Source organism: Rhodanobacter sp. Root561 (genome assembly GCF_001427365.1).
Lineage (GTDB): Bacteria > Pseudomonadota > Gammaproteobacteria > Xanthomonadales > Rhodanobacteraceae > Rhodanobacter.
Genome location: NZ_LMGH01000001.1, coordinates 1,007,666 through 1,023,199, shown reverse-complemented (window position 1 = coordinate 1,023,199; position 15,534 = coordinate 1,007,666). Strand labels below are relative to the sequence as shown.

Below are 15,534 nucleotides of genomic sequence, written 5' to 3'. Positions count from 1 at the left end.
AGCGTCGACATCGCGCGACTCCGACCTCAGCCTTCGTCGTCGTCCCTGCCGAGCACGGCGGGCAAGGCCAGTGGCATCGCGTCGTCGCCGCGGCTCAGCCAGGGCTGCTCGCCGTCCCAGCCAGCCAGTTGCCAGCGCCGCAACCGGTATCGCCGATCGCGCTGGCGATCCCACAACAGCAGCGAGCGTTCGTCGCGCAGGCGCGCCACCAGCCAGCGACCGGACACGCTGAAGGCGATCGCGTCGCCCACGTCATCGATGCACTCGCCGGTGGCGAGCCGGCAGTGGCCATCGCTGCACACCACGTTGCCGCCCAGCGGATCGGAGGGACGATCGACGACGGCCTGCCAGCGCACCGGCTGCAACTCGATGATCCGCGCCGGCGGTCCGCTGGGCGCCAGCGCCAGTTCCGGCCATTCGGGCGATGGCGGCGCCGGCGGCGCACGCCGCAGCTCGCGATCGAGCCAGGCCTCGAGCCCCGCCAGCAGGGTGTAGCCGGCCAGTGCGCCGAGCAGGGCCGCGCCCCAGGCCAGCACGTCGCCACCCAGGCTGCGCTGCAGCGCGAACAACATGCCGGGCAGTCCCCAGCGCAACGCGCGACGGATCATCGCGGCGTGCGTACCGGTCAGGCGATGTTGCAGCAACACCGTCGAGGCGGCGAGCGACAGCAGCAACGGCAGGCCCAGCCACCACGGCAACACCGCCAGCAACGCCATCCATGCCGCGACCGACAGCAACGCACGCGACGCGGGCCAGCGGCGCCGGGCCATCGCTCAGCGCCTCGTCAACCGCAGGAGGTTCAGCCGCACCACGCGCGCGCGTTGCGGAACATGCGCATCCACGGGGAATCCTCGCCCCAGCCGTCCGGATGCCAGCTCAGCTGTGCCGTGCGGAACACGCGCTCGGGGTGCGGCATCATGATCGTCACGCGGCCATCGGCGGCGGTGAAGCCGGCCAGGCCACCGGGCGAACCGTTGGTGTTGAGCGGGAAGCTCTCGGTCGGCTTGCCGCGGTTGTCGACGAAGCGCACCGCGCCGTTCGACTTGGACGGACTGCAGGCGTGCGGGAAACTGACCCGGCCTTCGCCGTGCGCCACCGCCACCGGAATCCGCGAACCGGCCATGCCCTTGAAGAACAGGCTCGGCGTGTCGAGGATCTCCAGCGTGACCAGGCGCGACTCGTACTGTTCCGACGCGTTGCGCAGGAACTTCGGCCAGTGCTGGGCGCCGGGGATGATCTCCTTCAGCTGCGACAGCATCTGGCAACCGTTGCACACGCCCAGCGCGAACTTGGTCGGGTCGGCGAAGAACGCGCTGAACTGCTCGCGCAGCATCTCGTTGTAGAGGATCGAGGTGGCCCAGCCGCGACCGGCACCGAGCACGTCGCCGTAGGAGAAACCGCCGCAGGCCGCGAAGCCGCGGAAGTCCGCCAGCTTCACCCGCCCGCTGGCCAGGTCGGACATGTGCACGTCCACCGCGTCGAAGCCGGCGCGGGTGAAAGCCGCCGACATTTCCACCTGGCCGTTGACGCCCTGCTCGCGCAGGATCGCGATGCGCGGACGCTCGCCGCTGGCGATGAACGGCGCTGCCACGTTCTGCGCCGGATCGAAGCCGAGCTTCGGGCTGATGCCCGGATCGGCATCGTCCATCCGCCATTCGAGCTCGGCGTCCGCGCTTTGCGGGTTGTCGCGCTGGCGCTGCATCGCGTGACTGGTCTCGTTCCACGCCTTGAACAGCGTGCTCCAGTTCCACTTGAACAGGGTGTCGCCGCCGAGGAACAGCTTGATGCCCAGCTTTTCCTTGGGCCGCCCGATGCGATAGCTGATGCCGGCCAGGCCGTACTTCACCAGCAGCGCCTCGAACGCCTCGCGGTTGGCCTCGGCCACTTGCACCACCGCGCCGAGCTCCTCGTTGAACAGCGCGCGCAGGGTCGCCTCGGCCCAGCCGTCCAGATGGATTTCCAGGCCGCAGTGGCCGGCGAAGGCCATCTCCATCAGGGTGGTGATGACGCCACCGTCGGAACGGTCGTGATAGGCCAGCAGAATGCCGGCGGCGTTCGCTTCCTGGATCAGCTCGAACAATGCCTTGAGGCGTTTCGGATCATCCAGGTCCGGCGGCACGCCACCGGAACGGTTGAACACCTGGGTCAGGCAGGAACCGCCGAGGCGATCGCGGCCCGCGCCCAGATCGATCAGCCACAATTCCGAATGGCCGCGATCCAGCCGCAGTTGCGGCGTGAGCGTGCGGCGCACGTCGGTGACGCGGGCGAAGCCGGTGATCACCAGCGACACCGGCGACACCGTGCGCTGGTCGGTCTGGCCGTCGTGCCACACGGTCTGCATCGACAGCGAGTCCTTGCCCACCGGGATCGAGATGTCCAGCGCCGGGCACAGTTCCATGCCCACTGCCTTGACCGCGTCGAACAGCGCGGCGTCTTCGCCCGGATGATTCACCGCGGCCATCCAGTTCGCCGACAGGCGAATGTCGCCGAGGTTGGCGATCGACGCGGCGGCGAGGTTGGTGATCGCCTCGCCCACCGCCAGCCGCGCCGCATCGGCGCTGTTCAACACGGCCACCGGCGCGCGTTCGGCCATCGCCATCGCCTCGCCGGAGTAGCCGTCGAAGTCGGCCATGGTCACCGCGCAATCGGCCACCGGCACCTGCCACGGACCGACCATCGGGTCACGATGATTGAGGCCGCCGACGGTGCGGTCGCCGATGTTGATCAGGAAGCTCTTGCTGCCCACGGTGGGCAGGCGCAACACGCGCAACAGGGCCTCGTCCATGCCCACGCCGGACAGGTCCGGCACCAGGTCGACGCGCGGCTTGACCCGCTTCGCATCGCGATGCATCCGCGGCGGCTTGCCGAACAGCACGTCCATCGGCAGATCGATCACGGTCAGCTCGCGCCGCGGATCGGTCAGCACCAGCTGGCGCTCGGCAGTGGCGTCACCGACGACGGCGTACGGGCAGCGTTCGCGCTGGCACATGGCCTCGAATTCCGCGAGGTTCTCCGGCGCGATGGCGAGCACGTAGCGTTCCTGCGACTCGTTGCTCCACACCTGCATCGGCGACAGCGAGGGGTCGTCGCAGGGGATCTTCGACAGGTCGATCACGCCGCCGACGCTGGCATCGTTGAGCAGCTCGGGGATCGCGTTGGACAGGCCGCCGGCGCCCACGTCATGCACGCTGACGATCGGGTTGGCGTCGCCGCGGGCGCAGCAGGCGTCGATCACTTCCTGGCAGCGCCGCTCCATCTCGGCGTTGTCGCGCTGCACCGAGGCGAAGTCCAGCTCCGCGCTCGATGCGCCGCCGGCCACCGAAGAGGCCGCGCCGCCGCCCAGGCCGATCAGCATCGCCGGGCCGCCCAGCACGATCACCTTGTTGCCCGGCTGCACCGGGCGCTTCAGCACGTGGCCCGCGCGCAGGTTGGCCAGGCCACCGGCAAGCATGATCGGCTTGTCGTAGCCGCGGCGGAAGCCGGGCTGGCCGGGCAGCTCGGCTTCATAGCTGCGGAAATAGCCGCCCAGACAGGGACGGCCAAACTCGTTGTTGAACGCGGCCGCGCCCAGCGGGCCGTCGCGCATGATCTCGAACGCGCTGGCCATGCGCGGCGGCAGCGGCCGCTGCACTTCCCACGGCTGCGGATGGCCGGGAATGCGCAGGTCGGAAACCGAAAAACCGGTGAGGCCGGCCTTCGGCTTGCCGCCGCGGCCGGTCGCGCCCTCGTCGCGGATCTCGCCACCGGCGCCGGTGGCGGCACCGGGCCAGGGCGCGATCGCGGTGGGATGGTTGTGCGTTTCCACCTTGATCGCGAAGTCGATGCGTTCCTCGTGACCGCGCCACACGCGATCAGCCGGATCGGCGAAGAAGCGGCGGCCGGTGCTGCCTTCGATCACCGCGGCGTTGTCCGAATAGGCGGACAGCGTATGCGCGGGCGACTGCTGATGGGTGTGCTTGATCATGCCGAACAGGCTCTTGTCCTGTTCCTCGCCATCCACCGTCCAGCTGGCGTTGAACACCTTGTGCCGGCAATGCTCGGAGTTGGCCTGGGCAAACATGAAAAGTTCGGCGTCGGTGGGATCGCGACCCAGCTCGGCGTAGCGATCGACCAGGTACTCGATCTCGTCGTCGGCCAGCGCCAGGCCCAGCCGCCGGTTCGCCTCGGCCAGCGCCGCCTGCGGATCGGCACCGAGCGTGACGTGCACCAGGTCGCCGGGCGTCCCGGCCAGGAACAGGCCCTGCGCGTCGTCGATGCGGGTCAGCACCGACTGCGTCATCGCGTCATGCAGCACCGCCAGGATCGCGGCGTGATCCGGCGCGTCCTCTGGTGGCAGCCCGGCGACCAGCCAGGCCTGCCCCCGTTCCACCCGACGCAGTTTGAAGCCAGGCACGTCGAAACCGGCGCCATGCAGGATGTCGGTGGCCTTGCTCGACCACGGCGAAATCGTGCCCAGCCGCGGCACCACCCACAGCGTGGCCGGCTCCGGCGCGGCGTCCTTCGCCTCCAGCACGGCCAGCAGCCGCTGGCGCAGCTCGCCGGCGGGCGCGGTGTCGGCATCGATGAAATGGACGAACCACGACGCCTGCACGCGCACGCCATGATGCAGGGCATCAAGGTGGGCATTGAGGCGTTCGAGGCGGAACGGCGAGAGGGCGTTCTGCCCGTCGAGTGCGATCATGCGGGGAACGAAGCTATGCGAGGGAATTGCCCATTCTAGCTCAAGCCGTCTTCGGCTACGCCGAAGACACCCCTTCCAGCTAAAGCCGTCTTCGGCTACGCCGAAGACACATTCGCCCCTTCCCCTGCTAGCAGGGGGAGGTTGGGAGGGGGTCGCTCTTGATCCTGCCGCAAAGAGCACCCCACCCCAGCCCTCCCCTGCTGCGCAAGGGAGGGAGCAAGGCAGGGAATCACAGATTCGCTCCTCCCTGTCTTGCAGAGGAGGGGGCAAGGCGAGTATCAGCCGCCCTGCTTCAACGCCTGCAGCAACTGTTCGGGCGTCACGTAGCCGCCCAGGGTGCGGCCGTCCGGGCCGTAGATCGCCGGGGTGCCGTTGACACCCAGCCTCACGCCCAGGTTGAACTGGTCCTTGACCGGGTTGACGCAGGTCGTCGGCGCGGGCGGGCGCCCCTGCTTGGCCGCGGTGAACGCGGCCTTGCGATCCTTGGCGCACCACACCGACACCATTTCGGTATAGGTCGGCGTGGGGCCACCGGCCGTGGTCACCAGGCCTTCGCGCGGCCAGGCCAGGTATTCCACCGCGATGCCTTCCTTGTTGAAGTCCGCGATGTGTTCATGCAGCGCACGGCAGAAGCCGCAATTGACGTCGGTGAACACGGAGATCGTGTACTTCGGGTTGGCCGGCGCATAGACGATGCGCTCGGATTCCGGCACCTTGGCCAGCTCGGCCTTGCGGAAGCGCGCCCAGGCGTCGTCGCTGGCATTCTGCTTGCGGCCCAGGTCGATCAGGTCGCCGTGCATCATGTACTTGCCATCGGCGCTGATGTAGAGCATCTGGCCCGAGGCGATCACCTGGTAGAAGCCCGGCATCGGCGCCGGCTCGATCACGTCCACGTTGATGTTCGGCGCCAGACTGCGGATCGCCTTCTGCACCATGTCGCGCACGGCCGGCGTCACCGCGGCGGTGGCGGCCGCCGCCGGCTCGTTCTGCACGGCGCAGGCACTCAGCGAAAGACCACCCAGGCACAGCGCCAACACAAGATTCTTCAGCATCACCAGCCTCGTTCATCGATCCGTCGCGGGGATCGACGGTATCGCCCATTCTCGCACAGGCCGAGGGCTCGTCCGGGGATGTGCGACGGAATGCCAGGGCCGGGGTTGAGCCGGGATTTTCCCGGCAGCCAGCCACGCCGGCGCGCCGCCATTGCACCCTACCGACCAGGGCCTCTCACCCACCCCGCCATCACCCCCGCGGGTGATGCTGCGCATGCAGCCGCTTCAACCCCTCCTTCGCCACCAGTGTGTAGATCTGGGTGGTGCTGAGCGAGCTGTGGCCCAGCAGCATCTGCAGGGCGCGCAGGTCGGCGCCGTGGTTGAGCAGGTGGGTGGCGAAGGAGTGGCGCAGCACGTGGGGCGAGATGCGTTTCGGGTTGATGCCGATGCGCAGCGCGTAGCGCTTCACCAGGGTCCAGAACATCTGCCGGGTCATGCCCTCGCCGCGCTGGCTGAGGAACAGCGCCGCGGGCTGTCGCCCCTTCGCCAGTGCCGGACGGACATCGGCCAGGTACTTGCCGATGTGTGCCAGCGCCTCTTCGCCGACCGGCACCAGGCGGTCCTTGCCGCCCTTGCCGGTCACCCGCAGCACGCCCTGGCGCGGGTTCAGCGCGGCCAGCGGCAATTCGACCAGCTCGGATACGCGCAGGCCGGAGGCGTACATCAGTTCCAGCATCGCGCGATCGCGCAGGCCCAGCATGGTGGAGCTGTCCGGCGCCTGCAGCAGGCCGTCGATCTCGCGCTCGGCCAGCGCCTTGGGCAGGCTGCGCGGCAGTTTCGGACGTTCGATCAGCAAGGTGGGATCGGCGAAGCCAGGCTCGTTGCGGACCCGGAACGCGTAGTAGCGGCGGAACGCCGACTGCCGCCGCGCCAGCGATCGCACCGCCACCGCCTGGCTGCCGTGATAGGCGGAAATGTCCTCGCGTCGCGCCGTGGCCAGCTCGCGACCGTGGCTGGCCAGCCATGCGGCCAGCGATTCCAGGTCGCGCCGATACGCTTCCAGCGTGCGATCGGCCAGGCCGTCCTCCGACCACACCCGCTCGACGAACGCAGCGATGCTGCGGCGGTCGGCTTCGGCGATACTGTCGCGGATCATTTCCTTCTCCATGCGCACGATGCTGGCCATTGCGCGCGCCCGACGCAAGCGACCGGACACGATGCCCGCAGATTCCACCGCCACCCCCGCTCCCTGCCCGCTGTGGCGCCGCCTGCTGGCGCTGGTCTACGACCTGCTGATCGTGGTGGCGATCGTGATGGTGGTGGGCCTGCTGTGCCAGCTCGCCACCGGCGGCAAGCTGATCACCACCGGCGCGAGAACCGTGGTGCCGCTCTGGTACCAGTGCCTGCAGGGCCTGGTGGTGGCGGCGTACTTCATCAGCTCGTGGCGGCGCGGCGGGCAGACCGTGGGCATGCGCCCGTGGCGCATCCGGGTGACCCGCGACGATGGCGGCACGGTGACCCTGCAGCAGGCGGTGATCCGCCTGCTGGTGGCCGGCGCGCCGATGGTGCTGCTGCTGCTGGCGCCCGCGTTCGGCCTGCGCACCACGCTGTGGACGCTGCTGGTGGTGTGGGCAGGCTGGTTTGCCGTGGCGCTGTTCGATCGCCGCCGGCGCGCCGTGCACGATTTTGCGGCCGGCACCGAAGTGCGTCGGCTCGATTGAGGCAGCAGCGTCCGGCTTCACGCCTTGCTCAGCCCGGGAAAGGTTCAATCCGCCGATGACCCGAAGCCAAGCCGACACCAGCCGCAGCGATGCCGACCTGGTCCGCATCAACCGCGGCTTCTACGAATCGCTGTGGTCCGCGGCCAGGCTGATCGGGCCGGAACGTTTCAATACCTGGCCGCTGTCGCGCGAGCTGGCCGACGCCGCGCCGCGCCGGCTGGAAGTGGCGCCGGGCCTGCGCCCGCGACTGCCGCTGGCCGGCACCTGTTTCGTCGATCTCAGCCACGCCGCGCTGCGCCGGCTGCGCGCCGGCGGCGGCAACGCCATCCACGGGATGATCGGCCAGCTGCCCTGCGCCGACGCCAGTTTCGACCTGATCTGCGCGCTCGACATCCTCGAACACGTCGCCGATGACGACGGCGCGCTGGCCGAACTGGCCCGCGTCGCCGCACCGGGCGCCAGCGTGCTGCTGTCGGTGCCGCTGCATCCGCAGGCGTGGACCGCCTTCGACGAGTTCGTGGGCCATTACCGGCGCTACGAACCGACGGAAATCCTGGTCCGGCTGGCTACCCACGGTTTCGTCCTGGAACAAAGCGCGGTCTACGGCATGCAACCAGGCTCCTCACGCCTGCTGGCGCTGGGCCAGTGGTACCTCACGCACCAGCGCGAACGCGCGATGTGGTGGTACAACCGGGTCTTCATGCCGATCGGGCTGCGCTTCCAGAAACCGCTGCGATGGCACGCGGGACTGGGCGATACCGATGGCGTCGACGAGGTGCTGCTGCGCTGCACGTATCGGCCAGCGGCAGCGCCAAGCCACTGATTGGATTGGGAGCCGCCGCTGCGGCATCGCAACACGCACCGCCAAAACGGCGCTAAGATGGCGGCTTTCGTTCCGGCAATCCCCCTTCGATGCTCTATCAGATCCACGAATGGCAACGCGCGTTCCTCGGCCCGCTGAGCCACTTCGCGCAGGCCAGCGCGAACATGCTCAACGACACCAGCAGCCCGTTCGCCCAGGTGCCGGGCGCGCAGCGGCTGGCCGCCGGTTACGAGCTGATGCACCGGCTGGGCAAGGATTACGAGAAGCCGGAGTTCGGCATCCACAGCGTCACCGCGCATGACCACGAGATCGCGGTGATCGAGCGGGTCGCGCTGGCCAAGCCGTTCTGCCAGCTCAAGCGCTTCAAGCGTTTCAGCGACGATCCGTCGACCATCGAGAAGATGAAGAACGATCCGGTGGTGCTGGTGGTGGCTCCGCTGTCCGGCCATCACTCCACGCTGCTGCGCGACACCGTGCGCACCCTGCTGCGCGACCACAAGGTGTACATCACCGACTGGGTCGACGCACGCATGGTGCCGGCCGCCGAAGGCACGTTCGGGCTGGACGACTATGTCGCCTGTGTGGAGGACTTCATCCGTCACATCGGCGCCTCCAGCGTGCATGTGATCTCGGTCTGCCAGCCCACCGTGCCGGTGCTGGCGGCGGTGTCGCTGATGGCCGCACGCGGCGAGGACACCCCGCGCAGCCTGACCATGATGGGCGGCCCGATCGACCCCCGGCGCAGCCCCACCAGCGTCGACAACCTGGCCACCCAGCGACCGCTGTCATGGTTCAAGGGCAACGTGATCCACACCGTGCCGCCGAATTACCCCGGCCGCGGACGCGAGGTCTATCCCGGCTTCCTGCAGCACGCCGGCTTCATCGCGATGAATCCCGGCCGCCACATGACCTCGCACTGGGATTTCTACCAGGACCTGCTGCGCGGCGACCAGGACGATGCCGAAGCGCACCGCAAGTTCTACGACGAGTACAACGCCGTGCTGGACATGCCGGCGGCGTTCTACCTCGACACCATCGAGAAGGTGTTCCAACAGTTCCTGCTGCCGCGCGGCCTGTGGGACGTGGCCGGCGAACGGGTCGATCCCTCGGCGATCAGGCGCAGCGCCCTGCTCACCATCGAGGGCGAGCTGGACGACATCTCCGGCCTGGGCCAGACCGAAGCGGCGCACGATCTGTGCAGCAGCATCCCGGCCAAACGCCGCGCCCACCGGGTGATCGAAGGCGCTGGCCACTACGGCATCTTCAGCGGCCGCCGCTGGCGCGAAACGGTGTACCCGCAGGTGCGGGATTTCATCCGCAAGTTTGATCAGGTGGCGAAGTAGCGCTGGCGGGTTATCCGCTGCGCGGCGCGTTTCGTTGCTTTCAGAGTGATGGGTTTTCGTCCTCCTTCGGAGGGCAAATTCTTTTCTCGCGTTTGCCCCGATGCGCTTAGAAGCAAGCGCTCAAGTGCAGAGCGGTCGATCGCCTTCGGCGACCGAGTCACTTTCTCTTTGCGTGGCCAAAGAGAAAGTAACCCAAGAGAAAGGCCACCCCGATGGCGCGCCCTCCGGGCATCCTGCCCTGCGGGTGCGCGGACGGGCTCCGGGGGTTCGCCGACAGTCCATCCCTGGACTGACGTCGAACTGGCCGGCATCCCTGCCAGCCACCCCTGCGGGGCCTTTCCTCCGCCCGCCCGCCGCGCCATAGGGGCCCCGGGTAGAGCAGCGCGCTCCCAGCGCGCACTCGGTGATGAAGCTGAAAAGCAAAAGCAAAGCTCCGGGTCGCCGCTTTGCTCTTGATCCGGCTCTTCTGAAAAGTGCGGGCCACGATGGCCCGCTGCTCTACCCGGGGCCCCTCTGCAGCGGCGAGGCGGGGTCGACAGGCCGCGCAGCGGGAGCCGACAGGGATGTCGGCTCCTTTTCGCACGGACAGGATGTCCGTTCGAAAAGCCCGGCCCCGGCTCGCGGACTTTCCGGGCAGGATGCCCGGAAAGCGCGGAAGCGGGGTGGCCTCTCTTTGGGCCACGTTTCTCTGGCCACTCAGAGAAAGGTGGCTCGGCTGCCGCAGGCAGACGAAAGCTTTTCGTTCTGATGCGCAAGGGCAGGCAAAAGCGGCCTGCTCAGCAAGCCGACGAGAAGCGGACAATCAATGCCGCGCGAAAAACTCGCGGAACGCGGTTGCCGTGCGTTCGATGCCGTCATCGTCGACATCCAGATGCGTCACCAGGCGCAGCGTGGGCAGGTAGCCGATGCTGATGCGGATGCCGGCCGCGTGCAAATGGACGTCCAGATCGCGCAGGCGTTCGGCCGGCACGTCGATGAATACCATGTTGGTGTACTGGCCCAGCAGGTCAATGCCAGCGACCTCACGCAGGCGGCCGGCCAGATATTCGGCGCGATGATGATCCTGCGCCAGCCGCGCCACATGATGATCCAGCGCGTGCATGCCCGCTGCGGCGAGCATGCCGGCCTGGCGCCAGCCGCCGCCGGTGACCTTGCGCCAGCGGCGCGCCTTGTCGATCAGGGCGTGCGAGCCGACCAGCACCGAACCCACCGGCGCGCCGAGGCCTTTCGACAGGCAGATCGAGACGGTGTCGAAATGCCGCGCGATCTCGCGCGCCGGCACGCCGCACGCCACGGCGGCGTTGAACAGGCGTGCGCCATCGAGGTGCAGGCCGAGGCCATGCGAGCGCGCCACGTCGTGCGCGGCAACCAGGTAATCCAGCGGCAATGTGCGGCCGTGCCAGGTGTTTTCCAGCGCCAGCAGGCGGGTTCGCGCGAAGTGCGGATCGACCGGCTTGATCGCCGCCTCGATGCGCGCCAGCGGCAACGTGCCGTCGTCGGCGTGCACGATCGGCTGCGGCTGGATCGAGCCCAGCACCGCGGCGCCGCCGCCCTCGAACTTGTAGGTATGCGCGTCCATGCCGACCAGGTATTCGTCGCCGCGCTCGCAATGCGCCAGCAGGGCCAGCAGGTTGGATTGCGTGCCGCTGGGCACGAACAGGCCGGCGTCGAAACCGAGCTCATCGGCCAGCCGCCGCTGCAGCGCGTTGACGGTGGGATCTTCGCCGTAGACGTCGTCGCCGACCTCGGCGCCGAGCATCGCTTCGCGCATCGCGGCCGTCGGCCGCGTCACCGTATCGCTGCGCAGATCAACCCATTCCACGGCTCACCCCTGCTGTCGGCAAAGCCGACAGCTTGGCCCGATCCGGCATCGCCGGCAAGTTGATCCGACTACTGCAGCAGCTGGTAATGCACCATCGCCCAGCCGGCCGAAGCACTCAGCTGAATACAGGCGATCAACCAGAATCCGCAGGCATCCTTGTGCCAGAAAGGCTTAGACATGACTCCCCCCCGAGAGTTGGTGATGGCGGAAGCAAGCAGCTTCCGCCCTGCGATGACGCGCGGCGGGTGTTGCTTCGGCGTCCATTCGATAGTGGGGGCTTGCGGGTCGACGATGCTGAGAACGCGGTCACATTGCCGGGGAAAAACAGCTGCGGCGATCAGACCCGTCGCCGGAAGTACAACCAGGCGACGAGCACCAGGATCACCGCCGGCAGCAGGTTGGCCAGCAGCGGCGGCATGCCGTAGACCGTGCCGAAGTTCACCATCGCCTGCTGCAGGAAATACCAGCCCAGCGCGAGCAGGATGCCGATGAACATGCGCTTGCCGAGGCCGCCCGAACGCAGCGACCCGAACGCGAACGGCATCGCGCACAACACCAGCACCAGCACGTTGAGCGGATACAGCGCGCGTCCCCAGAACGCCACCGCGTAGCTGCCGGGACTCTGCCCGTTGCCTTCCAGGTAATCCATGTTGCGGCGCAGGTCGCGCATCGACAGGTACTGCGGCTGGATCACCGACTGCGCCAGCACCTGCGGATTCAGCGTGGACTTCCACGGCAACTCCGCCTCGGTACCGGCATGCGTACCGGCCTCGTCCAGCGTGGTGATGCGCACGTCGTGCAGCATCCACTGCCTGCCGTCGTGCTGGGCGGTCCTGGCCCAGGTGAAGCGATGCAGCTGGCCGTCCTTGCTGAAGTTGAAGATGCGCACGTCGCTGAGCTGCACGGTGGCCAAGCCGTCACGCTGCTTCAGCGAGGTGCCGCGCGCATTGATCACGTCATCGCCGTCGCGCGCCCACAGTCCGCTGCTGGTGGTCATGCCGAGGTTGCCGGACTTCATCCGTGCCTGCATCACCTGTGCCTGCTGGTCGCCCCACGGCGCCAGCGTCTCGCCCATGATCACCACGCCCACGATCAGCACCGCGACCACGCCCACCGCCGAACCGGCGATGCGCAACCGCGACATTCCGGCGGCGCGCAAGGCGGTGAGTTCGCCGGTGCCGGCCAGGCCGCCCAGGCCCAACAGGCCGCCGATCAGCGCGGCATTGCCGAACATCTCGTAGGCACGGCGCGGGAATGTCACCAGCACGTAGGCAATCGCATTGCTCAGCGTATAGCCGTGCTTGCCCACGTTGCCGAGCTGGCGCAGCAGCTGGGTGACCGCGTCGAAACCGGTCAGCACCAGCCACACCATCAGCATCGAGCCGAGCACGCTCAGCGCGACCAGGCGGTCGACCCGCTTGATGTTGAACACGCTCATGCCGCCACACCGGTGGGCGGCGTCCGCAGCTTGCGCGGGGAATACTGTTTCCACAGCATCCAGCCGGCCATGCCCAGCACCAGCGCGTGCAGGGCCCACAGCGGCGCCTGGTTGTGCCAGTGGTCCTTGCCGATCTGGGCGCGGCCCAGCGCCAGCAAGGTGTAGTAGAGGTAGAACGTGACCACCGCCAGCAGCAGCCGGCCGTACCTCGGTTCACGCGGACTCTGCCGCGACAGCGGCAGCGCCAGCAGCAGCAGCACCAGGGTCAGCGGCGGCGCGTTGGCGCGCCAGGCGAATTCGGCGCGATCGTCCGGATCATCGGACTGGAACAGCGCCCAACTGCTCTTGGAATGCGCGGGATCGTCATCCTCGTCGGCCCGCACCTCGGACAGCGAGGTGTCGTTGCGCTGGTACTGCATCTGCCGCCAGTTGTTGGCGCCCAGCGGGATGTCGTATTGCCAGCCGTCCTTGAAGGCGATGAAGCGGCCGTCGCCGTTGCTCTCCTGGTACAGCTCGCCGCTGGTGGCGCTGACCAGTTTCAGATGCGCCGGGCCGTCCTTGCTGTCGCTCTGGGTCGCCACGAAGGTACGGCCCAGCTTGCTGCCGTCGCGGCTGAGGGTGTCGACGAAGATGATGCCGCCCTTGCCGGGCAGTTCGGTGAAGCGTCCCGCATCGAGGCCGGCGGCAATCACCGAACGGTTCGCCGCGGCGACCATCGCGTCGCTGGTGCGCACGGCCCACGGTCCCACCCACAGCGAGACCACGGCGGTGATCGCGACCAGCACGGCGCCCAGGATCAGCACCGGCCGCAGCAGCCCGCGCGGCCCCATGCCCGACGACGACAGCACGTGCATCTCGCTTTCGCGATACATCCGCCCGAGACCGAGCAGGATGCCGATGAAGCTGGCCAGCGGCATCATGTTGGTGAGGCCGTCGAGCGTGCGCAGGCCCAGCACCTGGAACATCACGCTGGCGGGGAAGCTGCCGTTGGCGACCTGCTGCAGCACGCGGGCGAACGCACTGCCGGCCACGATCACCAGCAGCACCACCACGGTGGCGGCCACGGTCTGCGCCAGCTCGCGCAGGAAATAGCGGTCGAGGATGCTCAGCATGCGATAAACTTGTCCGCTTGAACCGGCCCGGCAGCAGCGCCGGCAAACCGCAAGTCTAGCCTGTCCGGCCATTGCCGGGCTCATGCAGGAACCCTCCGATGACACTTCAGTTCAGCCTCGCCAGCATCGCCCCCGCCACCGTCGACAGTGCCTGCGTGATGGTCGGCGTGTACGAACAGGGCGTGCTGACCAGCGCGGCTGCCCAGCTGGACGACGCCAGCGGCGGCGCCATCAGGCGCCAGATCGAAAGCGGCGACATCAGCGGCAAGGCCGGCTCGACCACGATGTTGTTCGCGCCGGCCGGCATCGCCGCACGGCGCGTGCTGGTGGTCGGCCTGGGTGCGCAGAAGTCGTTCGACGCGGCGCGCTACCAGAAGGTGAACATCGAGGCTGCGCGCGCACTGGGTCGGCTGCCGGTGGCCGATGCCGTCTCCTGCCTCAGCGGTGTCGACGTGCCCGGCCGCGACAGCGCGTGGCGCGTGCGCATCGCGGCGCTGGCCAGCGACTACGCGGCCTATCGCTACACCGCCACCTTCAAGCCCCGCGACCGGAGCAAGCAGGTCGAACTGGCCCGGCTGACCTTCGCCGGCGGCGACGAAGCGGCCAGCGGACTGGCGCAGGCCGTGGCGATCGCCGAGGGCGTGCGCTTCGCCCGCGAGCTGGCCAACCTGCCGCCGAACATCTGCAACCCGGCCCACATCGCGGCGCAGGCGCAGGCCTTCGCCGACGGCCACGACAAGGTCAGCTGCACCGTGCTCGACGAAGTGGCGATGGAGAAGCTGGGCTTCGGCTCGCTGCTCGCCGTGGGCCGCGGCTCGGTCAACAAGCCGCGCCTGATCGCGCTGGAATACAAGGGCGGCAACGACGGCGACAAGCCGTATGCCTTCGTCGGCAAGGGCGTCACCTTCGACTCCGGCGGCATCAGCCTGAAGCCCGGCGCCGGCATGGAAGAGATGAAGTTCGACATGGGCGGCGCCGCCGGCGTGCTGGGCGCGTTCGTGGCCGCGGTGAAGATGGGCCTGAAGCTCAACCTGGTCTGCGTGGTGCCGGCCGTGGAGAACATGCCCGACGGCGACAGCTACCGCCCCAGCGACGTGCTGACCAGCCTGTCCGGGCTCACCATCGAAGTGCTCAACACCGACGCCGAAGGCCGGCTGATCCTGTGCGACGCGCTGACGTACACCGCGCAGACGTACCAGCCGCAGGCGCTGATCGATGCAGCCACGCTCACCGGCGCCTGCGTGATCGCGCTGGGCAAGCACGCCAGCGGCCTGATGAGCAAACACGACGACCTCGCCGCCGAACTGCTCGCCGCCGGCGAGGAGACGCTCGACCGCGCCTGGCGCCTGCCGCTGTGGGACGACTACCAGGCCCAGCTCGACTCCGGCTTCGCCGACGTCGCCAACATCGGCGGCAAGAGCGCCGGTGCGATCACCGCCGCCTGCTTCCTGTCGCGCTTCACCGACGGCCAGCGCTGGGCCCACCTGGACATCGCCGGCACCGCCTGGGACGAAGGCCGCAAGGGCCTGGCCACCGGCCGCCCGGTGGCGCTGCTGGCGCAGTGGCTGCTGGACAGGGAATAGGGAATCGAGAATAGGGAAT

The 15,534-nt window shown here is 68.5% G+C and carries 11 protein-coding genes; 4 read left to right on the top strand and 7 right to left on the bottom strand.

The window, feature by feature from the left end; all coding sequences use genetic code 11:
* Nucleotides 1-26: 26 nt before the first annotated feature.
* From ASD55_RS04330 to xerD, 4 genes are all read right to left on the bottom strand, one after another.
* The gene (locus ASD55_RS04330) at nucleotides 27-770 is read right to left on the bottom strand and encodes a hypothetical protein (RefSeq protein WP_056763956.1); all 744 of its coding nucleotides are present in this window, start codon (nucleotides 768-770) and stop codon (nucleotides 27-29) included.
* A 29-nt stretch (nucleotides 771-799) separates the two neighbouring features.
* On the bottom strand, nucleotides 800-4,681 hold the full coding sequence (gene purL, locus ASD55_RS04325) for a phosphoribosylformylglycinamidine synthase (protein WP_056763955.1): 3,882 nt from the start codon (nucleotides 4,679-4,681) through the stop codon (nucleotides 800-802).
* 278 nt (nucleotides 4,682-4,959) lie between these two features.
* Nucleotides 4,960-5,730, bottom strand: a complete 771-nt coding sequence (locus ASD55_RS04320) for a DsbC family protein (protein ID WP_200946076.1) — start codon at nucleotides 5,728-5,730, stop codon at nucleotides 4,960-4,962.
* 193 nt (nucleotides 5,731-5,923) lie between these two features.
* Nucleotides 5,924-6,841, bottom strand: coding sequence for a site-specific tyrosine recombinase XerD (xerD, locus tag ASD55_RS04315; protein WP_056717535.1), 918 nt, complete (start codon nucleotides 6,839-6,841; stop codon nucleotides 5,924-5,926).
* Between the two features lie 49 nt (nucleotides 6,842-6,890).
* Between xerD and ASD55_RS04310 the strand changes: the two genes are divergently transcribed.
* The 3 genes from ASD55_RS04310 to phaZ all read left to right on the top strand — a co-directional run bounded on the left by ASD55_RS04310 (nucleotide 6,891) and on the right by phaZ (nucleotide 9,560).
* Nucleotides 6,891-7,394, top strand: a complete 504-nt coding sequence (locus tag ASD55_RS04310; protein ID WP_056717534.1) for an RDD family protein — start codon at nucleotides 6,891-6,893, stop codon at nucleotides 7,392-7,394.
* Between the two features lie 55 nt (nucleotides 7,395-7,449).
* On the top strand, nucleotides 7,450-8,217 hold the full coding sequence (locus ASD55_RS04305) for a methyltransferase domain-containing protein (RefSeq protein ID WP_056717463.1): 768 nt from the start codon (nucleotides 7,450-7,452) through the stop codon (nucleotides 8,215-8,217).
* A gap of 89 nt (nucleotides 8,218-8,306) precedes the next feature.
* Nucleotides 8,307-9,560: a polyhydroxyalkanoate depolymerase gene (gene phaZ / locus ASD55_RS04300; protein ID WP_056763952.1), complete on the top strand. Its 1,254-nt coding sequence runs from the start codon at nucleotides 8,307-8,309 to the stop codon at nucleotides 9,558-9,560.
* A gap of 802 nt (nucleotides 9,561-10,362) precedes the next feature.
* Here the strand turns inward: phaZ and ltaE are convergent.
* From ltaE to lptF, 3 genes are all read right to left on the bottom strand, one after another.
* Nucleotides 10,363-11,382, bottom strand: a complete 1,020-nt coding sequence (ltaE, locus tag ASD55_RS04295) for a low-specificity L-threonine aldolase (protein ID WP_056763950.1) — start codon at nucleotides 11,380-11,382, stop codon at nucleotides 10,363-10,365.
* Between the two features lie 337 nt (nucleotides 11,383-11,719).
* Nucleotides 11,720-12,820, bottom strand: a complete 1,101-nt coding sequence (gene lptG, locus ASD55_RS04290) for an LPS export ABC transporter permease LptG (RefSeq protein ID WP_056713685.1) — start codon at nucleotides 12,818-12,820, stop codon at nucleotides 11,720-11,722.
* Nucleotides 12,817-13,932 (bottom strand): LPS export ABC transporter permease LptF, encoded by a 1,116-nt coding sequence (gene lptF, locus ASD55_RS04285; protein WP_056763949.1) that lies wholly within the window; start codon nucleotides 13,930-13,932, stop codon nucleotides 12,817-12,819. The genes lptG and lptF overlap by 4 nt, the downstream gene beginning before the upstream one ends.
* A gap of 98 nt (nucleotides 13,933-14,030) precedes the next feature.
* Here lptF and ASD55_RS04280 point away from each other — a divergent pair, with 98 nt between their 5' ends.
* Complete coding sequence (locus tag ASD55_RS04280; RefSeq protein ID WP_056713679.1) at nucleotides 14,031-15,515, top strand: leucyl aminopeptidase; 1,485 nt, start codon at nucleotides 14,031-14,033, stop codon at nucleotides 15,513-15,515.
* Nucleotides 15,516-15,534 lie beyond the last annotated feature (19 nt).